The organism is Streptomyces sp. WZ-12, assembly GCF_028898845.1.
Lineage (GTDB): Bacteria > Actinomycetota > Actinomycetes > Streptomycetales > Streptomycetaceae > Streptomyces.
In genome coordinates this window covers 1092352-1111072 of sequence record NZ_CP118574.1, presented here as the reverse complement: position 1 = coordinate 1111072, position 18721 = coordinate 1092352, and the positions used below count along the sequence as shown (strand labels likewise).

The following is an 18721-nucleotide window of genomic DNA, read 5'->3' as shown; positions in this document are numbered from 1 at the left end:
ACGGCTCCCCGCCGTCCCGGCACCCGGGCTGCCCACTCGCGGAACGGTGCCGCCGCGTGCCCCCGAACCTCCCCCGGACGGGGGACCGGGAGGCCGTCATGACCGAACTGTCCACCACCGCACCGCCCACCCCGACGCCGTCCTCCGCGGTCCTCGACGACGCGCACACCGGCGACATCCGGGGCGCGCTCGGCACCATCCGGCAGGGCGACACCGCCCCGCGCCGGGGCCTGTCCGCCAAGCTCAAGACCCTGTTGGCGATCGTCGGCCCGGGCCTGATCGTGATGGTCGGCGACAACGACGCCGGCGCCTTCGGCACCTACACACAGGCCGGCCAGAACTACGGCACCAGCCTGCTGTGGACCCTGCTGCTGCTCGTCCCCGTGCTCTACGTCAACCAGGAGATGGTGCTCCGGCTCGGCGCCGTCACCGGGGTCGGGCACGCCCGGCTCATCCTGGAGCGGTTCGGGAAGTTCTGGGGCGCGTTCTCGGTCATCGACCTCTTCCTGCTCAACGCCCTCACCCTCGTCACCGAGTTCATCGGCATCACCCTCGCGGTCGGCTACCTCGGGCTGCCGAAGGTGCCGAGCGTGCTGGTGGCGGCGGCGATCGTGGTGATGGCCGCGTCGACCGGCTCGTTCCGCCGGTTCGAGCGCACCGCGATAGCCCTGTGCGCGGGGTCGCTGCTGCTGGTGCCGATCTACTTCATCGTGCACCCGCCGGCGGCGCAGATGGCGCACGACTTCGTCGTCCCGGGCCTGCCGCACCACTCCCAACTGTCGGACGTGATGCTGCTGATCATCGCCATCGTGGGGACCACCGTCGCCCCCTGGCAGCTCTTCTTCCAGCAGTCCTACGTCATCGACAAGCGCATCACCCCGCGCTTCATGCGCTACGAGAAGGCCGACCTGTGGATCGGCATCGCCGTCGTGGTCGTCGGCGCCGCCGCGATGATGGGGTTCTGCGCGGCCGCGTTCGCCGGGCACGGCGAGTTCGGCAACTTCACCGACGCCGAGGACGTGGCCGCCGGCCTGACGAAGTACGCCGGCCGGACCGCCGGCGTGCTGTTCGCCATCGCCCTGCTGGACGCCTCCATCATCGGCGCCTCGGCCGTCTCGCTCTCCACCGCCTACGCCATCGGCGACGTGCTGGGCCTGAAGCACTCGCTGCACCGCGGCGTGCGCAGCGCCAAGGGCTTCTACGCGGTCTTCGCCGGGCTCATCCTGGCCGCCGCGGTCATCGTGGTCATCCCCGGCTCCCCGCTCGGGCTGCTCACCGAGGGCGTGCAGACCCTCGCCGGGGTGCTGCTGCCCTCCGCCTCGGTCTTCCTGCTGCTGCTCTGCAACGACAAGGCCGTGCTCGGACCGTGGGTCAACGGGCGGGCGATGAACGTCTTCACGTCCTTCGTCGTCGCCGTCCTGGTCGCCCTCTCCATCATCCTGACCGCCGCCGTGCTGTTCCCGCACATCAGCTCGGACGCGATCCTCGACATCATGGGCGTCTGCGGCGTCGCCGGCATCCTCGCCCTCGGCTACGCCGAGGCTCGCCGGCGCCGCAAGGGCTGGGCACTGGCCGCGCGCGTGGACCGCACGGGCAAGGAGGAGTGGCGGATGCCGCCGCTCGACCACCTGCCCACGCCGATCATCTCCACCGGCCGCAAGGTGGGCCTCACCGCCCTGCGGGCCTATCTGCTGGCCGCGATGGTCCTGGTCGCCGTCCGCATCGTGCAACTCGCCCTGGGGCACTGAGCGTTGTCACGCGCGTAGTCCGGGATGGCGTGTCCGCCGTTTCACCGTCCCGGGGCCGGCCAGTCACCCGCACTCCTGCCGGCCGGCAAGCCCACACCGCACCGAACAGAGAGGGGAGGGCAGCAGTCATGCGCCTCCTGAACCAACTGAACCAACTGGACCGACTCCCGCGTCCCCGTACCGGTTCCGATCGGCGCCGCGATCGGCAGGCCGTCCCCGACCACCGCTGCCCGCGGGTCCGACTGGCCCTGCACGACGGGGCCGAGCGCACCTACCTGTTGGAAACGCCGGACAACTGCACGCTCTGCCCGGGCCCGCAGACGTCCTACGAGCCGCGGGTCCACCTGGCCTACCTCCTCGCCCGGCAGGGCCACGATGCCCACTGGTTGGCCGACTTCGCCGATCTTCCGCTCCCCGCGGCCGATCGCCTCACCGAGGCGGCGGCCACGCCGCGGGGTCGCGCCTGACGTTGCGGGAGCACGGGGCCGGTCCCTGAGCCGGCCCCCAGGGGCCCGGCTCGCGGATCCAGACAACTCCCTTACGGCTTAAGCAACTTGCCCCTCTCCTCTTCCCTCCTTTCCCTTCCCCTTTTCCGCCATCCGCACGGAGGCGAGTGCGCCATGTCCGTTCTGTCCGTGATCCACATCCGTCCGCTGCGCTCGCCCGCGGCCCCGACCGCCCCGTCCGCCCACGCCGTCAGGACCGTCCTGCGCGGTGTCGTCGAGCGGCTCGCCCGAGGTGCCGTCGACAGCCCCGTCCTGCACGTGTTGGAGCCGCCGGCCACTCGGCGGCCGTCGGCGGACCGCACCCGCCGGCGCCCGCGCGCCCACTGGCGCTCCGTCGCCGACCCCGATGGCCGTCGTCGACTGGAAGCCCACTGGCGGCCCGAGGCGTGACCGCGACCCACCAGACACCCCCTCCCCAACCGTCGCCCGGAAGGTCAGAAACCGCCATGTGCCTGCGTTACGCACGCCTCCACCATGCCCACGGGAACTGCAGGTTCGGGATACCGGACGCCGGACCCCCGCAGGCCCCGGACCGCGGGTCCGTCGCCGCCGGCGCGGGCCCCGCCCCCAGCGGGCCGCGCCACCGGGTGGCCGGCCTGATGGTGGACACCGAACAGCGCACCGCCCGCGCGGGCGGGCGCGATCTCGTCCTGACCTTCATGGAGTTCGAGCTGCTGGCCCATCTCGTCGCGCACCCCCGGCGGGTGCACTCCCGGCGTCACCTGCTGACGACGCTGTGGGGGCACACGGCGGTCAGCGGCACCCGCACCGTCGACGTCCACGTGGCCCGGTTGCGGCGCAAGCTGGGGCCCGGCTACCAGGCGATCATCAGGACCGTGCGGCAGGTCGGCTACGCCCTCGACCCGACGGCGGTCCCCGCCACCCGCAGTGACGTGCTCGGCCCGGGCGGCGCGGCATGAGGCTGCTGCCCCGTGGCCAGGTGCCCGCGCCCCGGCCCTGGCCGGCGTCGGGCCGGGCTCCCCGTCCCGGAACGCCCCGGTGGCCCGGCGGAGTTGCGCGGCCCGCTCCGGCCGGTGCGGGGCGCATTCGGTTCGTGCCGTCCGGCGGCGCCAGTCGTTAGACTCCCTTCATGGATGCGCAAGCCCCACCCGATGCCGACCCGAGATTCGAGCAGGCCGTTGCCGTGTTGAAGGCAGTGGCCGACACCACGCGTTTCCAGGTGCTCTGGGCGCTGACGCAACGCGAGCACGCCGTGGGGCAGTTGGCCGAGCTGGTCGGCGCGCACGTCGCGGCGGTGTCGCAGCATCTGGCGCGGCTGCGGGCGGCGGGACTGGTGGTGTCGCGCCGGGAGGGCACCAGGATCTTCTACCGCGTCGCGGGCGACCATGTGCGCACGCTGCTGGAGGGCGCCGTGGTGGCGTCCCAGGCACCGCCGGCTGGCGCGACGGACCAGGCTCCGGCGACGGCTGCCGCGGCGGCCGGCGAGGCGGCGGTGGCGCGCGGCGCGGCGCGCGGCCGGCTCCGCGCGCGGCCGGCGCCGGGAGCCTGAGCGGGCCGGTCAGCCGGTGGGCGGGTACGCGCCGGGCCGTCGGACGTCGAGGCCGGTGCCGCCCTCGTCGAGGGTGTACTGCTCCGGGCCGGCGTCGTAGCCGAACAGCGCGGCGTAGCGGCCCCAGTCGGTGGCGGTCTCCAACTGTCGGGCGATCTGCTCGCCGGTGAAGTGGTGGGCGAGCAGGTCGCGGAAGAACCCGGCGCGCAGGGTGCCGTCCCGGCGCTGGAGACTGGTGACGATCAGGCGGACCAGGGGCGCCGAGTCGAGCACCGCGCGGGCGAAGATCTTCTTGGAGTCCTGGACGTCCGCGCCGGCGAACCCGCTGCCCTCGCCGGTGAGTTGGAGCTCCCCGCCGTGGACGACGGCGAAGCCGAGGAGGTCCAGGGCGTCGACCATGGGCAGCAAGTCGTCGACCTCCAGCCCGAGTTCGTCGGCGAGGTCGGCCAGATCGCAGCGGTCGCCGCGCCGGGCCAGGATCTCGGCGAGGCCGGCCATTCCGTCGACGCTGGCTTGCGGCAGCGGGGTGTTGGCCGGGGTGCGGCGCCCGGGGTCGCACGTCTCGGGGCGGCCGAGCCGGGCGGGCCCCGGTTCCTTGTCGCGGCCGGTCATCACCCGGTACAGCCGGTCGACCAGGGCGTCGAACTCGGGGGCGCCGCGGTCGCGGGGGCGCGCCAGCGGTATGTCGAAGGCGGCCTTGAGGGTGCCGGGCCGGGTGTCGAGGACGACCACGCGGTCGGCCATCAACACCGCCTCCTCGATGTTGTGGGTGACCAGGACGACGGCGCGGGTGGGGAACTGGCCCGACTCCCACAGCTCCAGCAGCTCGCCGCGGAGGTTCTCGGCGGTGAGCACGTCGAGGGCGGAGAACGGCTCGTCCATCATCAGCACATCGGGCTCGACGACCAGCGCACGGGCGAAGCCGACGCGCTGCCGCATCCCGCCGGACAGCTCCTTGGGGTAGGCGGACGCGAAGCCGTCCAGCCCGATCAGGTCGATCGCCTGGAGGGCCGCTGCGGTCCGTTCGGCGCGCCGCAACCCCCTTGCCTCCAGGCCGAGTTCGACGTTCTGTTGCACCGTCAGCCACGGCAGCAGGGCGAACGTCTGGAAGACCATGGCGCTGCCCGGGTTGGCGCCGGCCAGCGGTTCGCCCCGGTAGACCACGCTGCCGGAGCTGGGTGGGATCAGGCCGGCCAGGCAGCGCAGCAGGGTCGACTTGCCGGAGCCGGAGCGGCCGAGCAGCGCGACGATCTCGCCGGTGCGGATCTCCAGGTCGATGCCGGCCAGGACGGGGAGTTCGCCGCCGGCACCGGCGTAGGACTTGGTGAGGGCGCGGGCGGCGAGGAGGACCTCGTCGTCGGTCGGGCGGACGGGTGCGTCCCGGAGGGCGCTGGGGTCCACGGCGCGGCTCCTTTCGTCGGGCGGGTGTCTCGTCGGGCGGGGGTCAGAGCGCGTAGCGGGCCTCGGCGAGGCGGTAGAGCCTGCGCCACAGCAGCCGGTTGAGGGCGACGACATAGGCGGCCATCACCGCGACGCCGGCGAGCAGATGCGGGTAGTTGCCCTCGGCGGTGGCCCGGAAGACGTAGGCGCCCAGGCCGGTGGCGGAGAGCGAGGTGCCGCCGAAGGTGACGACCTCGGAGACGATCGAGGCGTTCCAGGCGCCGCCGGAGGCGGTGAGCGCGCCGGTGACGTACGAGGGGAAGATGCCCGGGATGATCAGGCGGCGCCAGCGCTGCCAGCCGCGGACGCCGAGGTCGTCCATGGCCTCGCGGAGGTCGGCGGGGATGGCGGCGGCGCCCGCGATGGTGTTGAAGAGGATGTACCACTGGGCGCCCAGCGCCATCAGCAGCACCCCGCCGACGTTCAGGGACAGCCCGGTCCGCAGGAAGAACCAGGTCGCCAGCGGGAAGAGGAAGTTGGCGGGGAAGCTGGCCAGCAGTTGGACCAGCGGTTGGGCGATCCGGGCCAGTCGCGGCGAGAAGCCGATCTTCACGCCGATCGGTACCCACACCACCGTGGCCACCGCGACCAGCAGCACCACGCGGGCCAGCGTGGCCAGCCCCAGCAGCAGCGGCTCGACGAAGACGCCGAGGCCGGTGCGGTGGTGGAGGTAGCCCAGCAGATCGGCCAGCCCCCAGACGATCAGCCCACCGGCCGCCACCGCGAAGACCAGGTCGCCGGTGCGCCGTTGGGCCCGGCGGCCCGCCAGCGGCGGATCGTCGGTGCCCAGGATGCGCCCCGCCCGGCCCAGCAACTCGCCCAACGGGCGCAGCAGTCGGCCCCACCGGCGCGGCCAGGGCGAGCGGCGCAGCAGGTTCAGCACCAGCGAGCGGTGCACGTCGGTGGCCTCGGACTGCTCGTTCTTGAACCGCTCCGCCCAGGCGGTCAGCGGGCGCCAGAAGACGAGGTTCACCGCCGTCACCATGACCGCCATGGTGGCCACCGCCCAGCCGACCTTGCCCAGGTCCCCGTCGGCGATGGCGGTGCCGGCGAACGAGCCCACGCCGGGCAGCGGGTAGCTGTGGCCGGCGACGCTGATGCCCTCGGAGGCGACCAGGAAGAACCAGCCGCCACCGAAGCTCATCATGCCGTTCCACACCAGGCCGATCGCGCCGGCCGGCAGCTCGATCCGCCAGAACCGCATCCAGCGGGTGAAGCGGAGCGAGCGGGAGACCTCGTCCAACTCGCGCGGCAGCGTGATCAGTGCGTGGTAGAAGCCGAAGGCCATGTTCCACGCCTGCGACGTGAAGATCGCGAAGACCGAGGCGCACTCCAGGCCGAGGGTCGAGCCGGGGAAGAGCGAGACGAATCCGGCCACCGCCACCGTCAGGAAGCCGAGCACCGGTATGGACTGGAGGATGTCCAACGCCGGGATCAACACCCGCTCCAGCCGCCGGCTGCGCGCCGCGGCATAGGCGTACCCCACGGCGAAGGTGACCGCGGCCGCCAGCGCGGCGAACATCCGCAGCAGGCTCCGCGCCGCGTAGTACGGCAGCTTCGCGGGATCGGTGTCCACCGCGACGACATGGGACGGGTCGAACGACACCGGCGTCCCCGTGCCGCCGGCCCGCAGCAACAGATACATCCCCACCAGCACCGCCGCGGCCACCGCCACGTCCATCCACGGCATGCGGGCCAGCCGCCCGGCCACCCGGGCGGGCAACGAGGCGCGGGACACGGCGGACAACGACGGAAACGTCACGGGACACCCCCCGGTGCACGACGGTCTGCGGACCGACGATGGCACAGCCGGACCACGACAGAACGGTCACCGGCGCGCGCGAGAACGTCGGCGCCGGCAACGAGGACGAAGAGTTGGGGAAGGGGACAGGGAGGTCAGGCGCTGCCCGGAAGACAGCCGGGACTATGAGGTTCGCCGCTCACGGCCGCCTCCCTTCCTCGTGTGCGTGCCGCGGAAATACCGCGCAAAGTCTGCCGCTTGTTGCATTCGTATGCAAATAAACGCAGGGAGTTACCGGGAAACCAGCGGGGAGTCACCGTCGCACGCCGCTCCGTGCACGCCGCAGCGGCCCGGCGCCGAGAGGTCTCGCGCCGGGCCCGGACACCTCGCAAGATGGAGGGGGAGGCGTCGTGGTGTGCCGTTGACGCGACGGCGGCGACGCCGCCCCGACCGCACCCCAGGGCAGGGCAGAGCCATGGCCGTCAGCCCCCTTTCCTCCGGGCCGCCCGCCGAGCAACGGCCGGCGCCGCTGCGTCTCTCCGCGCTGGTTCGGCGCCCCGTCGCCGACCGCCGGGGGCGGACGCTCGGGCGGCTGGCCGATGTCATCGTGCGGCTGCGCGGCACGGACTACCCGGAGGTGACCGGGCTGGTGGTCCGGGTCGGCCGCCGCGAGCTGTTCGTCCCCGTCGAGCAGTTGACGTCGTTCGACGGGGGCGGCCAGGTCCGGCTGGAGAGCGCCAAGTTGGACCTGCGGCCGTTCCGCCGCCGCGAGGGGGAGGTGTTGTTGCGCGCCGATGTGCTCGGCCACCGGCTGATCGACGTGGCCAAGGCCCGGCTGGTGCGCGCCTCCGACGTCGAACTGGCCCGCCGCAACGGCCGCTGGCTGCTCTCCGGGCTCGACACCCGCCGCCCCCGCGGCCCGTTGCGGCGCCTGGCCGGCCACCGCCGCGAGAACCGCTGCCGGGACTGGAAGGGCTTCGAGCCGCTGATCGGACACCGCGGCAGCGTCCTTGCCCGCCGCCCGACGACGCGGATGCGCGGCCTGCGTCCCGCGGAGATCGCCGATCTGCTCGAAGACGCCTCCAAGGACGAGGAGCGCGAGATCCTCGGCCGCGTCCACCAGGACCCGGAGCTGGAGGCGGACGTCTTCGAGGAGTTGGAGGAGGAGCGGGCCACCCGGCTCCTCGGCACCCGCAGCGACCAGGAGATCGCCGCGGTGCTCGGCCGGATGCGGGCCGACGACGCCGCCGATGCGCTGGAGGACCTGCCGCAGCCCCGCCGGCGCCGCGTGTTGGACCTGCTGCCGCCGGCCCAGCGCAGCAAGGTCAAGACCCTGCTCGGCTTCAACCCCGACACCGCGGGCGGGCTGATGGCGATGGACTTCCTGGCGCTGCCCGCCGGGACCCGCATCGCCGCGGCCGTCACCGCGCTGCACCACTCCCGCCACCTCCAACCCGAGGCCCTGACCAGTGCCTACGCGACGGACGACGAGGGACGGCTGGTCGCCGCGGTGCGCCTGGTGGAGCTGCTCCAGGCCGATCCGCAGGCGACGTTGGGCGAGGTGAGCGAGCCGGACCCGGTCCGGGTGCGGCCCGACACCGACCTGGTGGACGTCGCGCTGCTGATGGCCGACTACAACCTGACCACCCTGCCCGTCGTGGACGAGAGCGAGGTCCTGCTGGGCCTGATCACCGTCGACGACGTGCTGGAAGCGATGCTGCCGGAGGACTGGCGGCGTCGGGAGCCGGCGCCGGCACCGGCCGTGCACCGCACCGCGATCGCGCCCCAGCAGCGGGAACGGCCGTGACGGGCGGAGCACCGCGGCGGCCTGAGCGGCCACCGCGCCCCACGGGACCGGCCCCACGGCCCGGACCGCGCCGAACGCCCGAACCACCCCCGCCCCCCAACCCGCAGGCCCCACCGCCCGAACGCGGCGCCGGCCCCGCCACCCCGCCCGCGGGCCCGCACCCCGGCCGCCCCACTCCGGCGCCCGGGGCCCGCCCACCGCCGACGCGGACCAGGGCCGACGCGTCCCGACGGCCGCGCTCGCCCACCGGCCCCGCGCGCGCTCCGCGCACCACCCGCGACGACGACATCGAAGGCGCCCTCGGTCGCATCCGCGCCGACGACGCCGACCTCGGGCGCAGCCTCAAGCGCCGCCTGCTCACCTTCCTGGCGATCGTCGGCCCCGGACTGGTGGTGATGGTCGGCGACAACGACGCGGGCGGCGTCGCCACTTACGCCCAGGCCGGCCAGAACCACGGGTACAGCCTGCTGTGGGTCCTGCTGCTGCTCGTCCCCGTGCTGATCGTCAACCAGGAGATGGTGGTGCGGCTCGGCGCCGTCACCGGGGTCGGTCACGCGCGGCTGATCCTGGAGCGGTTCGGCAGGTTCTGGGGCTGGTTCAGCGTCGTCGACCTGTTCGTGCTGAACGTCCTCACCATCGTCACCGAGTTCATCGGAGTCTCCCTGGCCCTCGGCTACTTCGGCATCAGCAAGTACGTCGCGGTGCCGGTCTCCGCCTGCCTCCTGGTGGGGATCACCGCGACCGGCAGCTTCCGCCGCTGGGAACGGGCGATGCTGGCCTTCATCACCGTCAGCCTGCTGCTGGTGCCGCTGGCCCTGCTGTCCCACCCGCGCTTCGGGGACGCCGCCTACCACCTGGTGGTGCCCGGCGTCCAGGGCGGCTTCACCCCGCTCGCGGTCCTGTTGATCATCGCGATCGTCGGCACCACGGTGGCCCCCTGGCAACTGTTCTTCCAGCAGTCCAACATCATCGACAAGCGCATCACGCCGCGGTTCATCGGCCACGAGCGCGCCGACACGGTCCTCGGTTCCCTCTTCGTGGTCGGCGGTGCCATCGCCATCGTCATCGTCGCCGACTACGCGGTCCGCGGGACCGGCGCGGCCGGCCACTTCACCGACGCGCTCGGCGTCGCCGACGCCCTGGGCGCGCACAGCCGCGTCCTGGGCGCGTTGTTCGCCATCGTGCTGCTGGACGCCTCGATCATCGGCGCGGCCGCCGTCACGCTGGCCACCAGCTACGCCTTCGGCGACGTCTTCAACCGCAGCCACTCCCTGCACCGCAGCTTCCGCGAGGCCAAGGGGTTCTACGCCAGCTACACCGGCATGGTGCTGGTCGCCGCCGCCGTCGTGCTGCTGCCCGGCGCGCCCCTGGGCCTGATCACCACCGCCGTCCAGGCCCTGGCCGGACTGCTGCTGCCCTCGGCCAGCACCTTCCTGCTGCTGCTCTGCAACGACCGCGCCGTGCTGGGCCCGTGGACCAACCCGCGCTGGCTCAACGCGGTGGCCGCCCTGATCATCGTGGTTCTGCTGGCGCTCTCCGGCATCCTCGTCGCCACCACCCTCTTCCCGTCCCTGAACGCCCTGAAGGTCGGCCTGTGGGCGGCCGGCGCCCTCGGCGTCGGGCTCCTCGGCGCCACCGCCTGGCTCCGCCTCGCCCGCCGGGGGCGGCCGCCCACCGCCGTGGTCTCCCGCGCCGACCGCGAGAGTTGGCGGATGCCGCCGCTCGCCCTCCTCGAACCCGTCGTCTGGTCGCCGGGCCTGAAGCTGGGCATGGGACTGCTCCGCGGCTATCTGGTGATCGCCGCCCTGCTGCTCTTGGTCAAGGCCATTCAGATCGGATGAGCGACATGCCCGCACCCCGCCTCCGCCACCGCCCCGGCAACGCCGAGGGACACCACCCCGCGCGCACCGCGCCGAACCAGCGGGAGGCGCCGCGTCGTTGGAGCCCCGAGCTCACCGCGGTGCTGGTCGTCATCGCCGGGGGTGCGGCCGTGGTCACCGTGCTGCGCGTGGCGCCGCCCCATGTGCAACCGGCCCTCAGCGGCGCGCTCGTCGCCGTCGTGGTCGTGGTGCTCGTGCTGTTCCGGGCGATCTGGAAGCTGCGGCACGCCCCTAGCCACGAGGTCCACCACCCCGCGCCCCCAAGGGCGGGGCCCGAGGGCTGGTTCGACGCCAAAGCCCTGGAGGGCTTCCCGCTCCAGGAACTCCGCCCCCTGCTCGCCGCCCCCGGCGCCCCCGACCTGGAGCAACTGCACACCGCCTGGATCCTGTTGGATCACGGCCGCGACCCCGCCTGGGTCGGTCACCACCTGGGCCTGCCCCCGGCCGTCCTCAGGACCCTCACCGAGGCCGCCCAACGGCGCGACGCCTGAACCGGCGAACGGGCCCCGGGCGGCGGCCGGTTGGGCGCTTTGCGCGCCGAGGCCGTCGGGCGCCGCCCACGACGACGGTGCCGGTGCGCCCTAGCCGGAGACCGCCGCGGCCCGTCCCGGGCGGCCGCCCGCCAGCACCTCCGCCGCGGCGACGCCGGAGGCGGCCGTCGCGCCGTGCGTGAGGACCTGCACGGCTCCGGGAAGCGAGCCGCCCGGCAGGCCCATCTCGACCACGACGGCATCCGGGCGGGCCGCGGTGAGCTCGACCAGCGCGCGGCCCATCCACGCGTGCCGGGCGGCGTCCCGGACGACGACGACCAGCGGGCGCCCGGCGGCGGGGGCCAGCGCGTGGTCGGCCAACACCGCCGGCCGGTCGGCGAGTTGCTGATGCGGGACCCGGACGAAGGTGGTGCCGGGCAGCCGTTCCCGCAGCGGTGCGCCGACGCCCCACGGCGTCTCCTTGCCGATGGCGAGGTTGGTCGAGGGCACCAGCTCCACCACGTGCGGGGGAGCGGCCAGGGGGAGGGCGGCGGCCGCGGCGCCGCGCAGCCGGATGGCGCGGCGGGCGGCGACGAAGCCGATGTCCCGGTTGACGGGGTCCACCGGGGCGCTGCGACCCAGCGCCCGGGACCACGCGGCGAACGCCCGGACCCGTTCGGCGGCCTCTTCGAGGCGCTCCGCGGCGCGTTCGCCGCCGGACGAGGCGGTGGTGAGCGCCTCGACCAGGCGGGCCACGGTGGCCTCGTCGGCGTTCTCCCCGCCGACGCAGACCGCATCCGCGCCGGCGGCGACGGCCCGGACCGCGGCGCCTCCGATGCCGTAGCGGTCCGCGACGGCGCCCATCTCGATGGCGTCGGTGACGATCAGCCCCTCGAAGCCGAGTTCCTTGCGGAGCAGGTCGTTGAGGAGTCGGGGGCTCAGGGTGGCCGGGAGGTCGGCGTCGTGGGCGGGCACCAGGAGGTGGCCGCTCATCACCGCGCCCACGCCCGCCGCCACCGCCGCCCGGAAGGGCGGCAGCGCCTGCGCGGCGATCTCGTCCGGGCTCGCGTCGTAACGGGGCAGGCCGTGGTGGGAGTCGACGGCGACGTCCCCGTGCCCGGGGAAGTGCTTGGCGCAGGCGGCCACGCCGGCCGACTGTAGGCCCCGGATCCAGGCCGTGGCGTGGCGGGAGACCCGCGCGGGATCGGCGCCGAACGAGCGGACGCCGATGATGGGGTTGTCGGGGTTGGAGTTGACGTCCACGCTGGGCGCGTAGTCCAGGCTCACGCCGGCGGCGCGCAGTTGGTGCCCCAGGTCGCGGGCGACGGCCTCGGTCAGCTCCGGGTCGTCCACGGTGCCGAGGGCGAGGTTGCCGGGCCGGGTGGCGCCGGTCGCGGATTCCAGCCGGGTGACGTCCCCGGCCTCCTCGTCGATCGCGATGATCAATGCCGGGTTCTCGGCGCGGAGTTGAGCGGCCAGTCGGGCGACCTGCTCGGCCGAGGCGATGTTCCGGGCGAAGAGCACGACGGATGACAGTCCGTCACCGATGGCGCGCAGGACCCAGTCCGGCGCCTCGGTGCCCACGAAGCCCGGCTGGAGGACGGAGAGAGCGAGTCGTCGCAACTCCTTGCTGTGCGTGGTGGAGGACATCGACGGGGCCTTCCGTTGTGGGGCGAGGCATCGATCAGAGGTTGTTGGTACAGACCAGCGGATATTGGCCTAGTCCAATCCGCACTGTCAAGGGATCGGGCAATCGCCCCCCGACTCCCCGGCCATGAGCCCCAGTTGACGCGGAGGGCATCGACGGGGGTGGGCGAGGGGTGCTCGGCGGCCGGCCTCACCCCCTCTCGCGATCGCCGCAACCGCACCCTTCTCCCAACTCCGCTCTTGACAGCACGAGTTGGTCTAGTCCACTTTGTTGGTGAGCGAGTGAAGCAAGGGGCGTGAGTTGCGTACGGGGCGGGTCTGATCGCCCCCGGCGGACGAGCGAGCCCGCCGGCCCCTGCTGCACACCCCGCTCACCTTCGGCAAACACCGCCGAGCGGATCGCCCTCCCCGCGACGTCCCGAGCAGCCCGACGGCCCAACGGCGCGCCCCCGTGGCCCGGTGCCCCGCCCGAGAGGGATCCGCACGGCCCGCAATCCATCGAAACCTTGGAGCGCTGCATGCCGGCGACCGACGCATACCTGTACCGAGCCGCCTCCGACATCCCCTACTTCAGCGCGGACGGCGAGACCTACCTGGCCCGCACCGCGCTGCACGAACTGCGCAAGACGCACGAGCTGCGGGTGCTGTCCGAGGCGGACTTCGCCTTCTGGCAGACCTACGGCTTCGTCGTGGTCAAGGAGGCCATCCCGCCCTCCGCCGCCAGGCGCCTGCTGGACTTCGCCTGGGACTTCCAGGGACTCGACCCGGCCCGCCCCGACACCTGGTACCAGGACCGGCCGTTCCGCTCGGACCTCGACCGGGAACTGCACATCTACGGATTCGTCGAGGCGTACCACCACCAGTACCTCTGGGACAGCCGCCAGACGCAACGGGTCTACGACGCGTTCGTCGATGTCTGGGACTGCCCGGAACTGTGGGTCACCCTGGACCGGCTCAACCTCAACCCGCCCAACATCAACAACCGCGACCGCGCGCTCATCGCGCCGACCGAGCGCGGCTTCGACATCGAACTCCACTGGGACATCGACACCACCCTCGGGGTGCTGCCGCAGCGCGTCCAGGGCATCATCGCGCTGGACGACACCCGGCCGGACTGCGGCGGATTCCAGTGCGCGCCCGAACTGTTCCGCCGGTTCGACCAGTGGAAGGCGCGCCAACCGGCCGACCGGGACCCGCTCCGTCCCGCCTTCGACCCCAACGAACTCCCCGTCATCCGGCCCGAGTTGGCCGCCGGCGACCTACTGATCTGGAACGGCCTGCTGGCGCACGGCGTCGCCGCCAACACCTCCCGGGACGACGTCCGCGCCGTCCAGTACCTCTCCATGATGCCGGCCCTCGAAGAACACCGCGCCCTGCGCGCCTCCCGGGTCGACTCCTGGCGGCACCGGCGGACGCCGGACTGGAACGCCACCCTGGTCGGCGACGCCCGGCGCCACGAATCCCTCCGCTACGGCCCGGCGGTGCTCGACGAACTGGGCGCCAGGCTCCTCGGCCTCGACTCCTGGACCGGGCAGGACGCCGCCGAACCCACGGGAGCGGGCGCATGCGCACAATCTGCCTGACCCTGCCCACCAACCGGCCCTGCGCCCCGGCGATCAGGGCCCTCGGCGAGGAGGCCGCCTACGCCGCCGAACACTTCGACGTCGCGGTCCACCTGCTGGTCCTGGACTCCTGCGACGGCGAGGCGTTAGCCGCACACGCCCGGGCCGTGCGGGAGACCCCCCGCCCGCCGAACGTCATCGCACACCACCTCGGCGAACGCGCCCAACGCGGCTTCCTGCGGCGGGTGATCCGGGACTCCGGCGTCGCCAAGCCCGACCTGATGCTGGACCTCATGCTCCCGACGGAGCCCTCCTACGGCGCCTGCACCAACCGGGCGTTCCTGATCGCCGCCGCCCTCGGCTGCCAGTCCGTCCACCGCCGGGACTCGGACAGCCGCTACCAGACCAGCAACGGCACCCCGGTCTTCCCGATCCACCACGAGCTCCGCGCCCTCGGACGGCCCGCCGGCGACGCGGCGCGCCACGTCTACGCGACCACCCTGGACCCGCGGCACGCGCCCAAGCCCGTGACGATGGTGGGCAGTTCCTTCATCGGCGAACTCTCCGTGGACATCGCCGAGATCCACCGCCTGGACCCGAACGTCTACGCCGACGTGGTCGGCCTGTGGGCGCCAGGGCACTGGTCGGAGCAGGCCAAGCGGGAGCTCGCCGCCGAGTCGTTCCGGGGCGGCGGCACGGCCCCGTTCACCCGCGACCACTCCGTCCTGGGCCTGATCGACCCCATGCGGGTGGACATGTGCAACATCAGCTTCCACCGCGTGCACGAACGCGTCCCGCTGCCGCCCGCCACCAACACCATCGGCAGCGACTACTTCCTCATCCACCTGGTGCACGACGCCGGCCTGCCGGGCGTCCTCCACAACCGCAACATCGTGAACTTCTACACCGGCGAACGCCGCACCGGCCCCGGATTCCCCGCCTACCAGACCCGGTTCGCCAAGTTCTTCCTCTCCATGCTCTACCTCAACTTCCTCTACGACCGGATGGCCGCCGCGGGCGACGCGCTCCTCGACGACCAACACCAGGTACGCGCCCCCGCGATCGCCGCGCTGGTCCGCGAGAGCACCGCACTGGACCGCACCGAGAACGTCCGACGACTGGACGTCCTCGACGCCTCCTACCGTCAACTGGGCGGAAAATACGCGGCGTTCGCCGACACCCTCGCCCCGCGCCGGGAACGCCTGCTCCATGAGGCCGGGCAGGACATGGCGGACTTCGCCCTGCTCATCGAGGCATGGGCGGCGCTGATCGACGCGAGCCGCGCCACCGGCCCGCACCCGTTCCCCCACCAGCCGGACCGGGACCGCCGATGATCACCGACAACCCCGCCCTGCGCGCCGCCCTGGCGGCCGCGGACCACGACCAGATCGTCTACGACCTGGCCGGCATCGCCGAGAGCCACGCCACCCTGCAACGCGAACTGCCCGGCGCCGCCGTCCGCTTCGCCATGAAGTCCTGCCCGATGGACGCCGTCCTCGCCTGCCTGGCGCGCCGGGGCGCGGGCGCCGACGCGGCCAGTCCCCGCGAGATCGCCCAGGCACTCCGCGCCGGTATCCCGCTCGACCGGATCCACTACGGCAACACCGTCAAGTCCGACCGGGACATCGCCGAGGCGCACCGGCTCGGCGTGCGGGACTTCGCCACGGACAGCCTGGAGGACGTCGCGGCCCTCGCCGCCCACGCCCCCGGCGCCCGGGTGTTCTGCCGCCTGGCCACCGACGGCGACGGCGCGCTGTGGGGACTGACCCACAAGCACGGCTGCTCCTCCGCCGACGCGGTCCGCGTCCTGGCCGCGGCCCAGGACGCCGGACTGACCCCGTCCGGGCTCTCCTTCCACGTCGGTTCCCAACAGATGACGGCCGACGCCTGGCGCCGCGCCCTCGACCTCGCCGCGGGGACCCTGACCGCCCTGCACCGGCGCGGCATCCGCGTGGACCACGTCAACCTCGGCGGCGGCCTGCCGGCCCTCGGCTACGCCGACGTACGCGGCGGACCCCTCGCCCCGCCCGTGGACAAGATCTTCACCGTCATCCGGGAGGGCATGGCGCGCCTCACCGACACCTGCGGACACCCCCTCGACTTCCGTATCGAACCGGGCCGTTACCTCGTCGCGGACCACGGAGCCATCCGGGCCCACGTGACCCGCCTCACCACCCGCCGACAGCCCAACGGCGAGCGGCAGCGCTGGCTGTACCTCAGCGTCGGCAAGTTCAACGGCCTGTATGAAATGGACCAGTTGACGTACCGGATGGCCTTCCCCACGCACCCCGCCGGCCCGACCCTCCCCGCCTTCGTGGCCGGCCCCACCTGCGACAGCGACGACGCCTTCGCGCCCGAACGCGGCCCCGTCCAGGTGCCCGCGGGCCTCGCCTCCGGCGACCCGGTCTGGCTGCTCTCCTGCGGCGCCTACGCCCTCTCCTATCTGACCCGGGGCTTCAACGGCTTCCACCCGCCCCCGTACACCTGGATCCACGGCACGGGCACCAGACACCACGCCCCACCGCACCGCCCACAGGCACAACCGGTCGCGGAGGTGTGCTGCGGATGCCGATGAACCGCGACACCACCAACGCCCGCGACACCAGCCCCCGCATCCGCCCCCTCACGACGGACGACTGGGACGCCATCACCGCCCTGGAGTCCCGCGCCTACGCCGCCCTCGGACTGTCCGAGGAGCCCGCCGCCCTCGCCTCCCGCGCCCACGCCTCACCGGACACCTGCTTCGCCCTCGACCTCCACCGGCGGCTGGCGGGCTACCTGTTGGCCCTGCCCTACCCGGCGTTCCACTACCCGGACCTGACCCGCCCGGAACGCCCCTCGCCCCCCTCCCGCAACCTCCACCTGCACGACCTGGTCATCGCCGAACCGCTCCGCCGCCGGGGACTGGCCAGGCACCTCCTGCACCACCTCACGACCACGGCGACGCGCGACGGCTACCAGCAGATCTCCCTGATCGCCGTCGCCGGCAGCGAACCCTTCTGGGCGGCCAACGGATTCCACTCCCACCCCGGAGTGGTCTCCCCGGACGAGTACGGCCCGCACGCCGTCTACATGTCCCGGCCGCTGCCGACACCGGCGGCACCACACCACCAACGCGTCAACGCATGCGACGACAACAGATCCGGCCACAAGGCCAACCTCCGAGAAGGGGCATGATGCCGGCGTTCCGCATATCCGATCCGTTCCTCCGGACGCTGTTGGCGATCGCGGCCCTGTTCTTCACCCTGGGGTTCCAGTACGCCACCTGGGCCTCCCGGATCCCCGCCATCAAGGCCCAACTCGGCTTGTCCGCGGCGGAAGTTGGCGTGCTGCTGATGGCCGCCGGCGTCGGCGCGGCGGCCTCGTTCCCCCTGGTGACGCTGTTGATGAACCGGCTGGGCGCCAGGCGCCTGGCGCTGTGGTCGGCGCTCTGCCTGACCCTGTTGCTGTTCGCGCTGGCCGCGGCGCCCAACTACCCGACCGCGCTGGTGGTGATGTGCGGCGACGGCCTGCTCGTGGGCTGCCTGAACGTCGCCATGAACGCCCAGGGCGCCGCCCTGGAATCCAGACACGGGCGCAACGCCATGTCCAAGCTGCACGCAACGTTCAGCGCCGGGTCGTTGGCCGCGGCCGTACTGGCCTCCGGCGTGACCGCGCTGACCGCGACCGTCGTCGTGCACTTCGCGGCGGCCGCCGCGGTGCTCCTGCTGTTGCTCGGCTGCGCCCGGCCCGGGCTGCTCACCGACGAGCGGCCCGCGGCGGGCCGGGAACGGCAACACGCCGGCCGTCGCTGGGCGTTGCCCTCCCGCCTGACGCTGTGGATGTGCTGCGCCATGGCGTTCGGCACGGTGACCGAGGGCGCCATGAACGACTGGTCGGCCCTCTACCTCAAGGACGTCGCCAGGGCGTCCGCGGAACTGGCGCCCATGGGCATCGCCGTCGTCTCCGGCGTGATGGTGCTGTCCCGCCTGTTCGCCGATGGTTGGCGGAGCCGCTGGGGCGACGGGAGGATCGTCCGCGTCGGCAGCGCACTGGCCGGAGTCGGCCTGGCGCTCGCCCTGTTGAGCGGCGGCGTGCTGCCGGCCCTGATCGGCTTCGCCTGCGTCGGTCTGGGCATCGCGGCCGTCACCCCCTGCGTCTACGTGGCCGCGGCCGGACAGGGTCCCCAGGCACTCACGCTGGTCGCCGCCATGGGCACCACCGGCCTGCTCGCCGGTCCGCCCGTCATCGGCTTCATCGCCAACGCCGCCGGACTGGTCTGGGGCATGGCCGCCGTCGCCGCCTCCGCGCTGGTGGTCTCGCTGTGCGGCACACGCATCCGCTGGACACCACCGGCGGCCCCGGCCGACGCCGACCAACCGGCGCACGACGGGGCCCGGACCGCGCCATAGGGACCGCCGGCGCCACCGC

The 18721-nt window shown here is 73.3% G+C and carries 16 protein-coding genes; 13 read left to right on the top strand and 3 right to left on the bottom strand.

Annotation, left to right across the window (positions count from 1 at the left end; all coding sequences use genetic code 11):
• The first annotated feature begins 98 nt into the window (after positions 1 to 98).
• From PV796_RS04525 to PV796_RS04505, 5 genes are all read left to right on the top strand, one after another.
• Positions 99 to 1748 carry an NRAMP family divalent metal transporter gene (locus PV796_RS04525; RefSeq protein ID WP_274911582.1) on the top strand — a complete coding sequence of 550 codons (1650 nt, stop codon included), beginning with the start codon at positions 99 to 101 and terminating at the stop codon, positions 1746 to 1748.
• Between the two features lie 128 nt (positions 1749 to 1876).
• Positions 1877 to 2215 carry a hypothetical protein gene (locus PV796_RS04520; protein WP_274911581.1) on the top strand — a complete coding sequence of 113 codons (339 nt, stop codon included), beginning with the start codon at positions 1877 to 1879 and terminating at the stop codon, positions 2213 to 2215.
• Positions 2216 to 2368: 153 nt separating this feature from the next.
• On the top strand, positions 2369 to 2644 hold the full coding sequence (locus PV796_RS04515) for a hypothetical protein (protein WP_274911580.1): 276 nt from the start codon (positions 2369 to 2371) through the stop codon (positions 2642 to 2644).
• A 56-nt stretch (positions 2645 to 2700) separates the two neighbouring features.
• Entirely contained in the window at positions 2701 to 3174 is a 474-nt protein-coding gene (locus tag PV796_RS04510) for a winged helix-turn-helix domain-containing protein (protein ID WP_446750556.1), read from the top strand.
• A gap of 170 nt (positions 3175 to 3344) precedes the next feature.
• Complete coding sequence (locus PV796_RS04505) at positions 3345 to 3764, top strand: ArsR/SmtB family transcription factor (protein ID WP_274911578.1); 420 nt, start codon at positions 3345 to 3347, stop codon at positions 3762 to 3764.
• A gap of 9 nt (positions 3765 to 3773) precedes the next feature.
• On the opposite strand, the gene PV796_RS04500 is transcribed toward PV796_RS04505, so the two are convergent.
• A complete protein-coding gene (locus tag PV796_RS04500; RefSeq protein WP_274911577.1) occupies positions 3774 to 5165 on the bottom strand; it encodes an ABC transporter ATP-binding protein in 1392 nt (463 codons plus the stop codon).
• Between the two features lie 43 nt (positions 5166 to 5208).
• On the bottom strand, positions 5209 to 6942 hold the full coding sequence (locus PV796_RS04495; RefSeq protein WP_342456955.1) for an ABC transporter permease: 1734 nt from the start codon (positions 6940 to 6942) through the stop codon (positions 5209 to 5211).
• A gap of 478 nt (positions 6943 to 7420) precedes the next feature.
• Here PV796_RS04495 and PV796_RS04490 point away from each other — a divergent pair, with 478 nt between their 5' ends.
• The 3 genes from PV796_RS04490 to PV796_RS04480 all read left to right on the top strand — a co-directional run bounded on the left by PV796_RS04490 (position 7421) and on the right by PV796_RS04480 (position 11123).
• On the top strand, positions 7421 to 8752 hold the full coding sequence (locus PV796_RS04490; RefSeq protein WP_274911576.1) for a magnesium transporter MgtE N-terminal domain-containing protein: 1332 nt from the start codon (positions 7421 to 7423) through the stop codon (positions 8750 to 8752).
• Positions 8753 to 9039: 287 nt separating this feature from the next.
• Positions 9040 to 10593 (top strand): NRAMP family divalent metal transporter, encoded by a 1554-nt coding sequence (locus PV796_RS04485; protein WP_446750673.1) that lies wholly within the window; start codon positions 9040 to 9042, stop codon positions 10591 to 10593.
• A gap of 5 nt (positions 10594 to 10598) precedes the next feature.
• On the top strand, positions 10599 to 11123 hold the full coding sequence (locus PV796_RS04480) for a hypothetical protein (RefSeq protein ID WP_274911574.1): 525 nt from the start codon (positions 10599 to 10601) through the stop codon (positions 11121 to 11123).
• A gap of 90 nt (positions 11124 to 11213) precedes the next feature.
• Here the strand turns inward: PV796_RS04480 and PV796_RS04475 are convergent, their stop codons facing one another.
• Complete coding sequence (locus PV796_RS04475; protein ID WP_274911572.1) at positions 11214 to 12752, bottom strand: glycoside hydrolase family 3 N-terminal domain-containing protein; 1539 nt, start codon at positions 12750 to 12752, stop codon at positions 11214 to 11216.
• A 515-nt stretch (positions 12753 to 13267) separates the two neighbouring features.
• On the opposite strand from PV796_RS04475, the gene PV796_RS04470 reads away from it, so the two are divergent.
• The 5 genes from PV796_RS04470 to PV796_RS04450 are packed head-to-tail and all read left to right on the top strand — an operon-like array spanning position 13268 to position 18702.
• Complete coding sequence (locus PV796_RS04470) at positions 13268 to 14332, top strand: phytanoyl-CoA dioxygenase family protein (protein ID WP_274911571.1); 1065 nt, start codon at positions 13268 to 13270, stop codon at positions 14330 to 14332.
• Positions 14314 to 15645, top strand: a complete 1332-nt coding sequence (locus PV796_RS04465) for a DUF6271 family protein (RefSeq protein WP_274911570.1) — start codon at positions 14314 to 14316, stop codon at positions 15643 to 15645. Before PV796_RS04470 ends, PV796_RS04465 begins: the two co-directional genes overlap by 19 nt.
• Positions 15642 to 16886 (top strand): type III PLP-dependent enzyme, encoded by a 1245-nt coding sequence (locus tag PV796_RS04460; protein ID WP_274911569.1) that lies wholly within the window; start codon positions 15642 to 15644, stop codon positions 16884 to 16886. The genes PV796_RS04465 and PV796_RS04460 overlap by 4 nt, the downstream gene beginning before the upstream one ends.
• Positions 16877 to 17488, top strand: a complete 612-nt coding sequence (locus tag PV796_RS04455; protein ID WP_274911568.1) for a GNAT family N-acetyltransferase — start codon at positions 16877 to 16879, stop codon at positions 17486 to 17488. Before PV796_RS04460 ends, PV796_RS04455 begins: the two co-directional genes overlap by 10 nt.
• Positions 17488 to 18702, top strand: a complete 1215-nt coding sequence (locus PV796_RS04450; protein ID WP_274918858.1) for an MFS transporter — start codon at positions 17488 to 17490, stop codon at positions 18700 to 18702. Before PV796_RS04455 ends, PV796_RS04450 begins: the two co-directional genes overlap by 1 nt.
• The last annotated feature ends 19 nt before the right edge of the window (positions 18703 to 18721 follow it).

Bases quoted from the DNA above. Each gene is read 5' to 3' on its own strand.
- PV796_RS04525 (WP_274911582.1), top strand. From the start codon at position 99: ATGACCGAACTGTCCACCACCGCACCGCCCACCCCGACGCCGTCCTCC.
- PV796_RS04520 (WP_274911581.1), top strand. From the start codon at position 1,877: ATGCGCCTCCTGAACCAACTGAACCAACTGGACCGACTCCCGCGTCCC.
- PV796_RS04515 (WP_274911580.1), top strand. From the start codon at position 2,369: ATGTCCGTTCTGTCCGTGATCCACATCCGTCCGCTGCGCTCGCCCGCG.
- PV796_RS04510 (WP_446750556.1), top strand. From the start codon at position 2,701: ATGTGCCTGCGTTACGCACGCCTCCACCATGCCCACGGGAACTGCAGG.
- PV796_RS04505 (WP_274911578.1), top strand. From the start codon at position 3,345: ATGGATGCGCAAGCCCCACCCGATGCCGACCCGAGATTCGAGCAGGCC.
- PV796_RS04490 (WP_274911576.1), top strand. From the start codon at position 7,421: ATGGCCGTCAGCCCCCTTTCCTCCGGGCCGCCCGCCGAGCAACGGCCG.
- PV796_RS04480 (WP_274911574.1), top strand. From the start codon at position 10,599: ATGCCCGCACCCCGCCTCCGCCACCGCCCCGGCAACGCCGAGGGACAC.
- PV796_RS04475 (WP_274911572.1), bottom strand. From the start codon at position 12,752: ATGTCCTCCACCACGCACAGCAAGGAGTTGCGACGACTCGCTCTCTCC.
- PV796_RS04470 (WP_274911571.1), top strand. From the start codon at position 13,268: ATGCCGGCGACCGACGCATACCTGTACCGAGCCGCCTCCGACATCCCC.
- PV796_RS04465 (WP_274911570.1), top strand. From the start codon at position 14,314: ATGCGCACAATCTGCCTGACCCTGCCCACCAACCGGCCCTGCGCCCCG.
- PV796_RS04460 (WP_274911569.1), top strand. From the start codon at position 15,642: ATGATCACCGACAACCCCGCCCTGCGCGCCGCCCTGGCGGCCGCGGAC.
- PV796_RS04455 (WP_274911568.1), top strand. From the start codon at position 16,877: ATGCCGATGAACCGCGACACCACCAACGCCCGCGACACCAGCCCCCGC.
- PV796_RS04450 (WP_274918858.1), top strand. From the start codon at position 17,488: ATGCCGGCGTTCCGCATATCCGATCCGTTCCTCCGGACGCTGTTGGCG.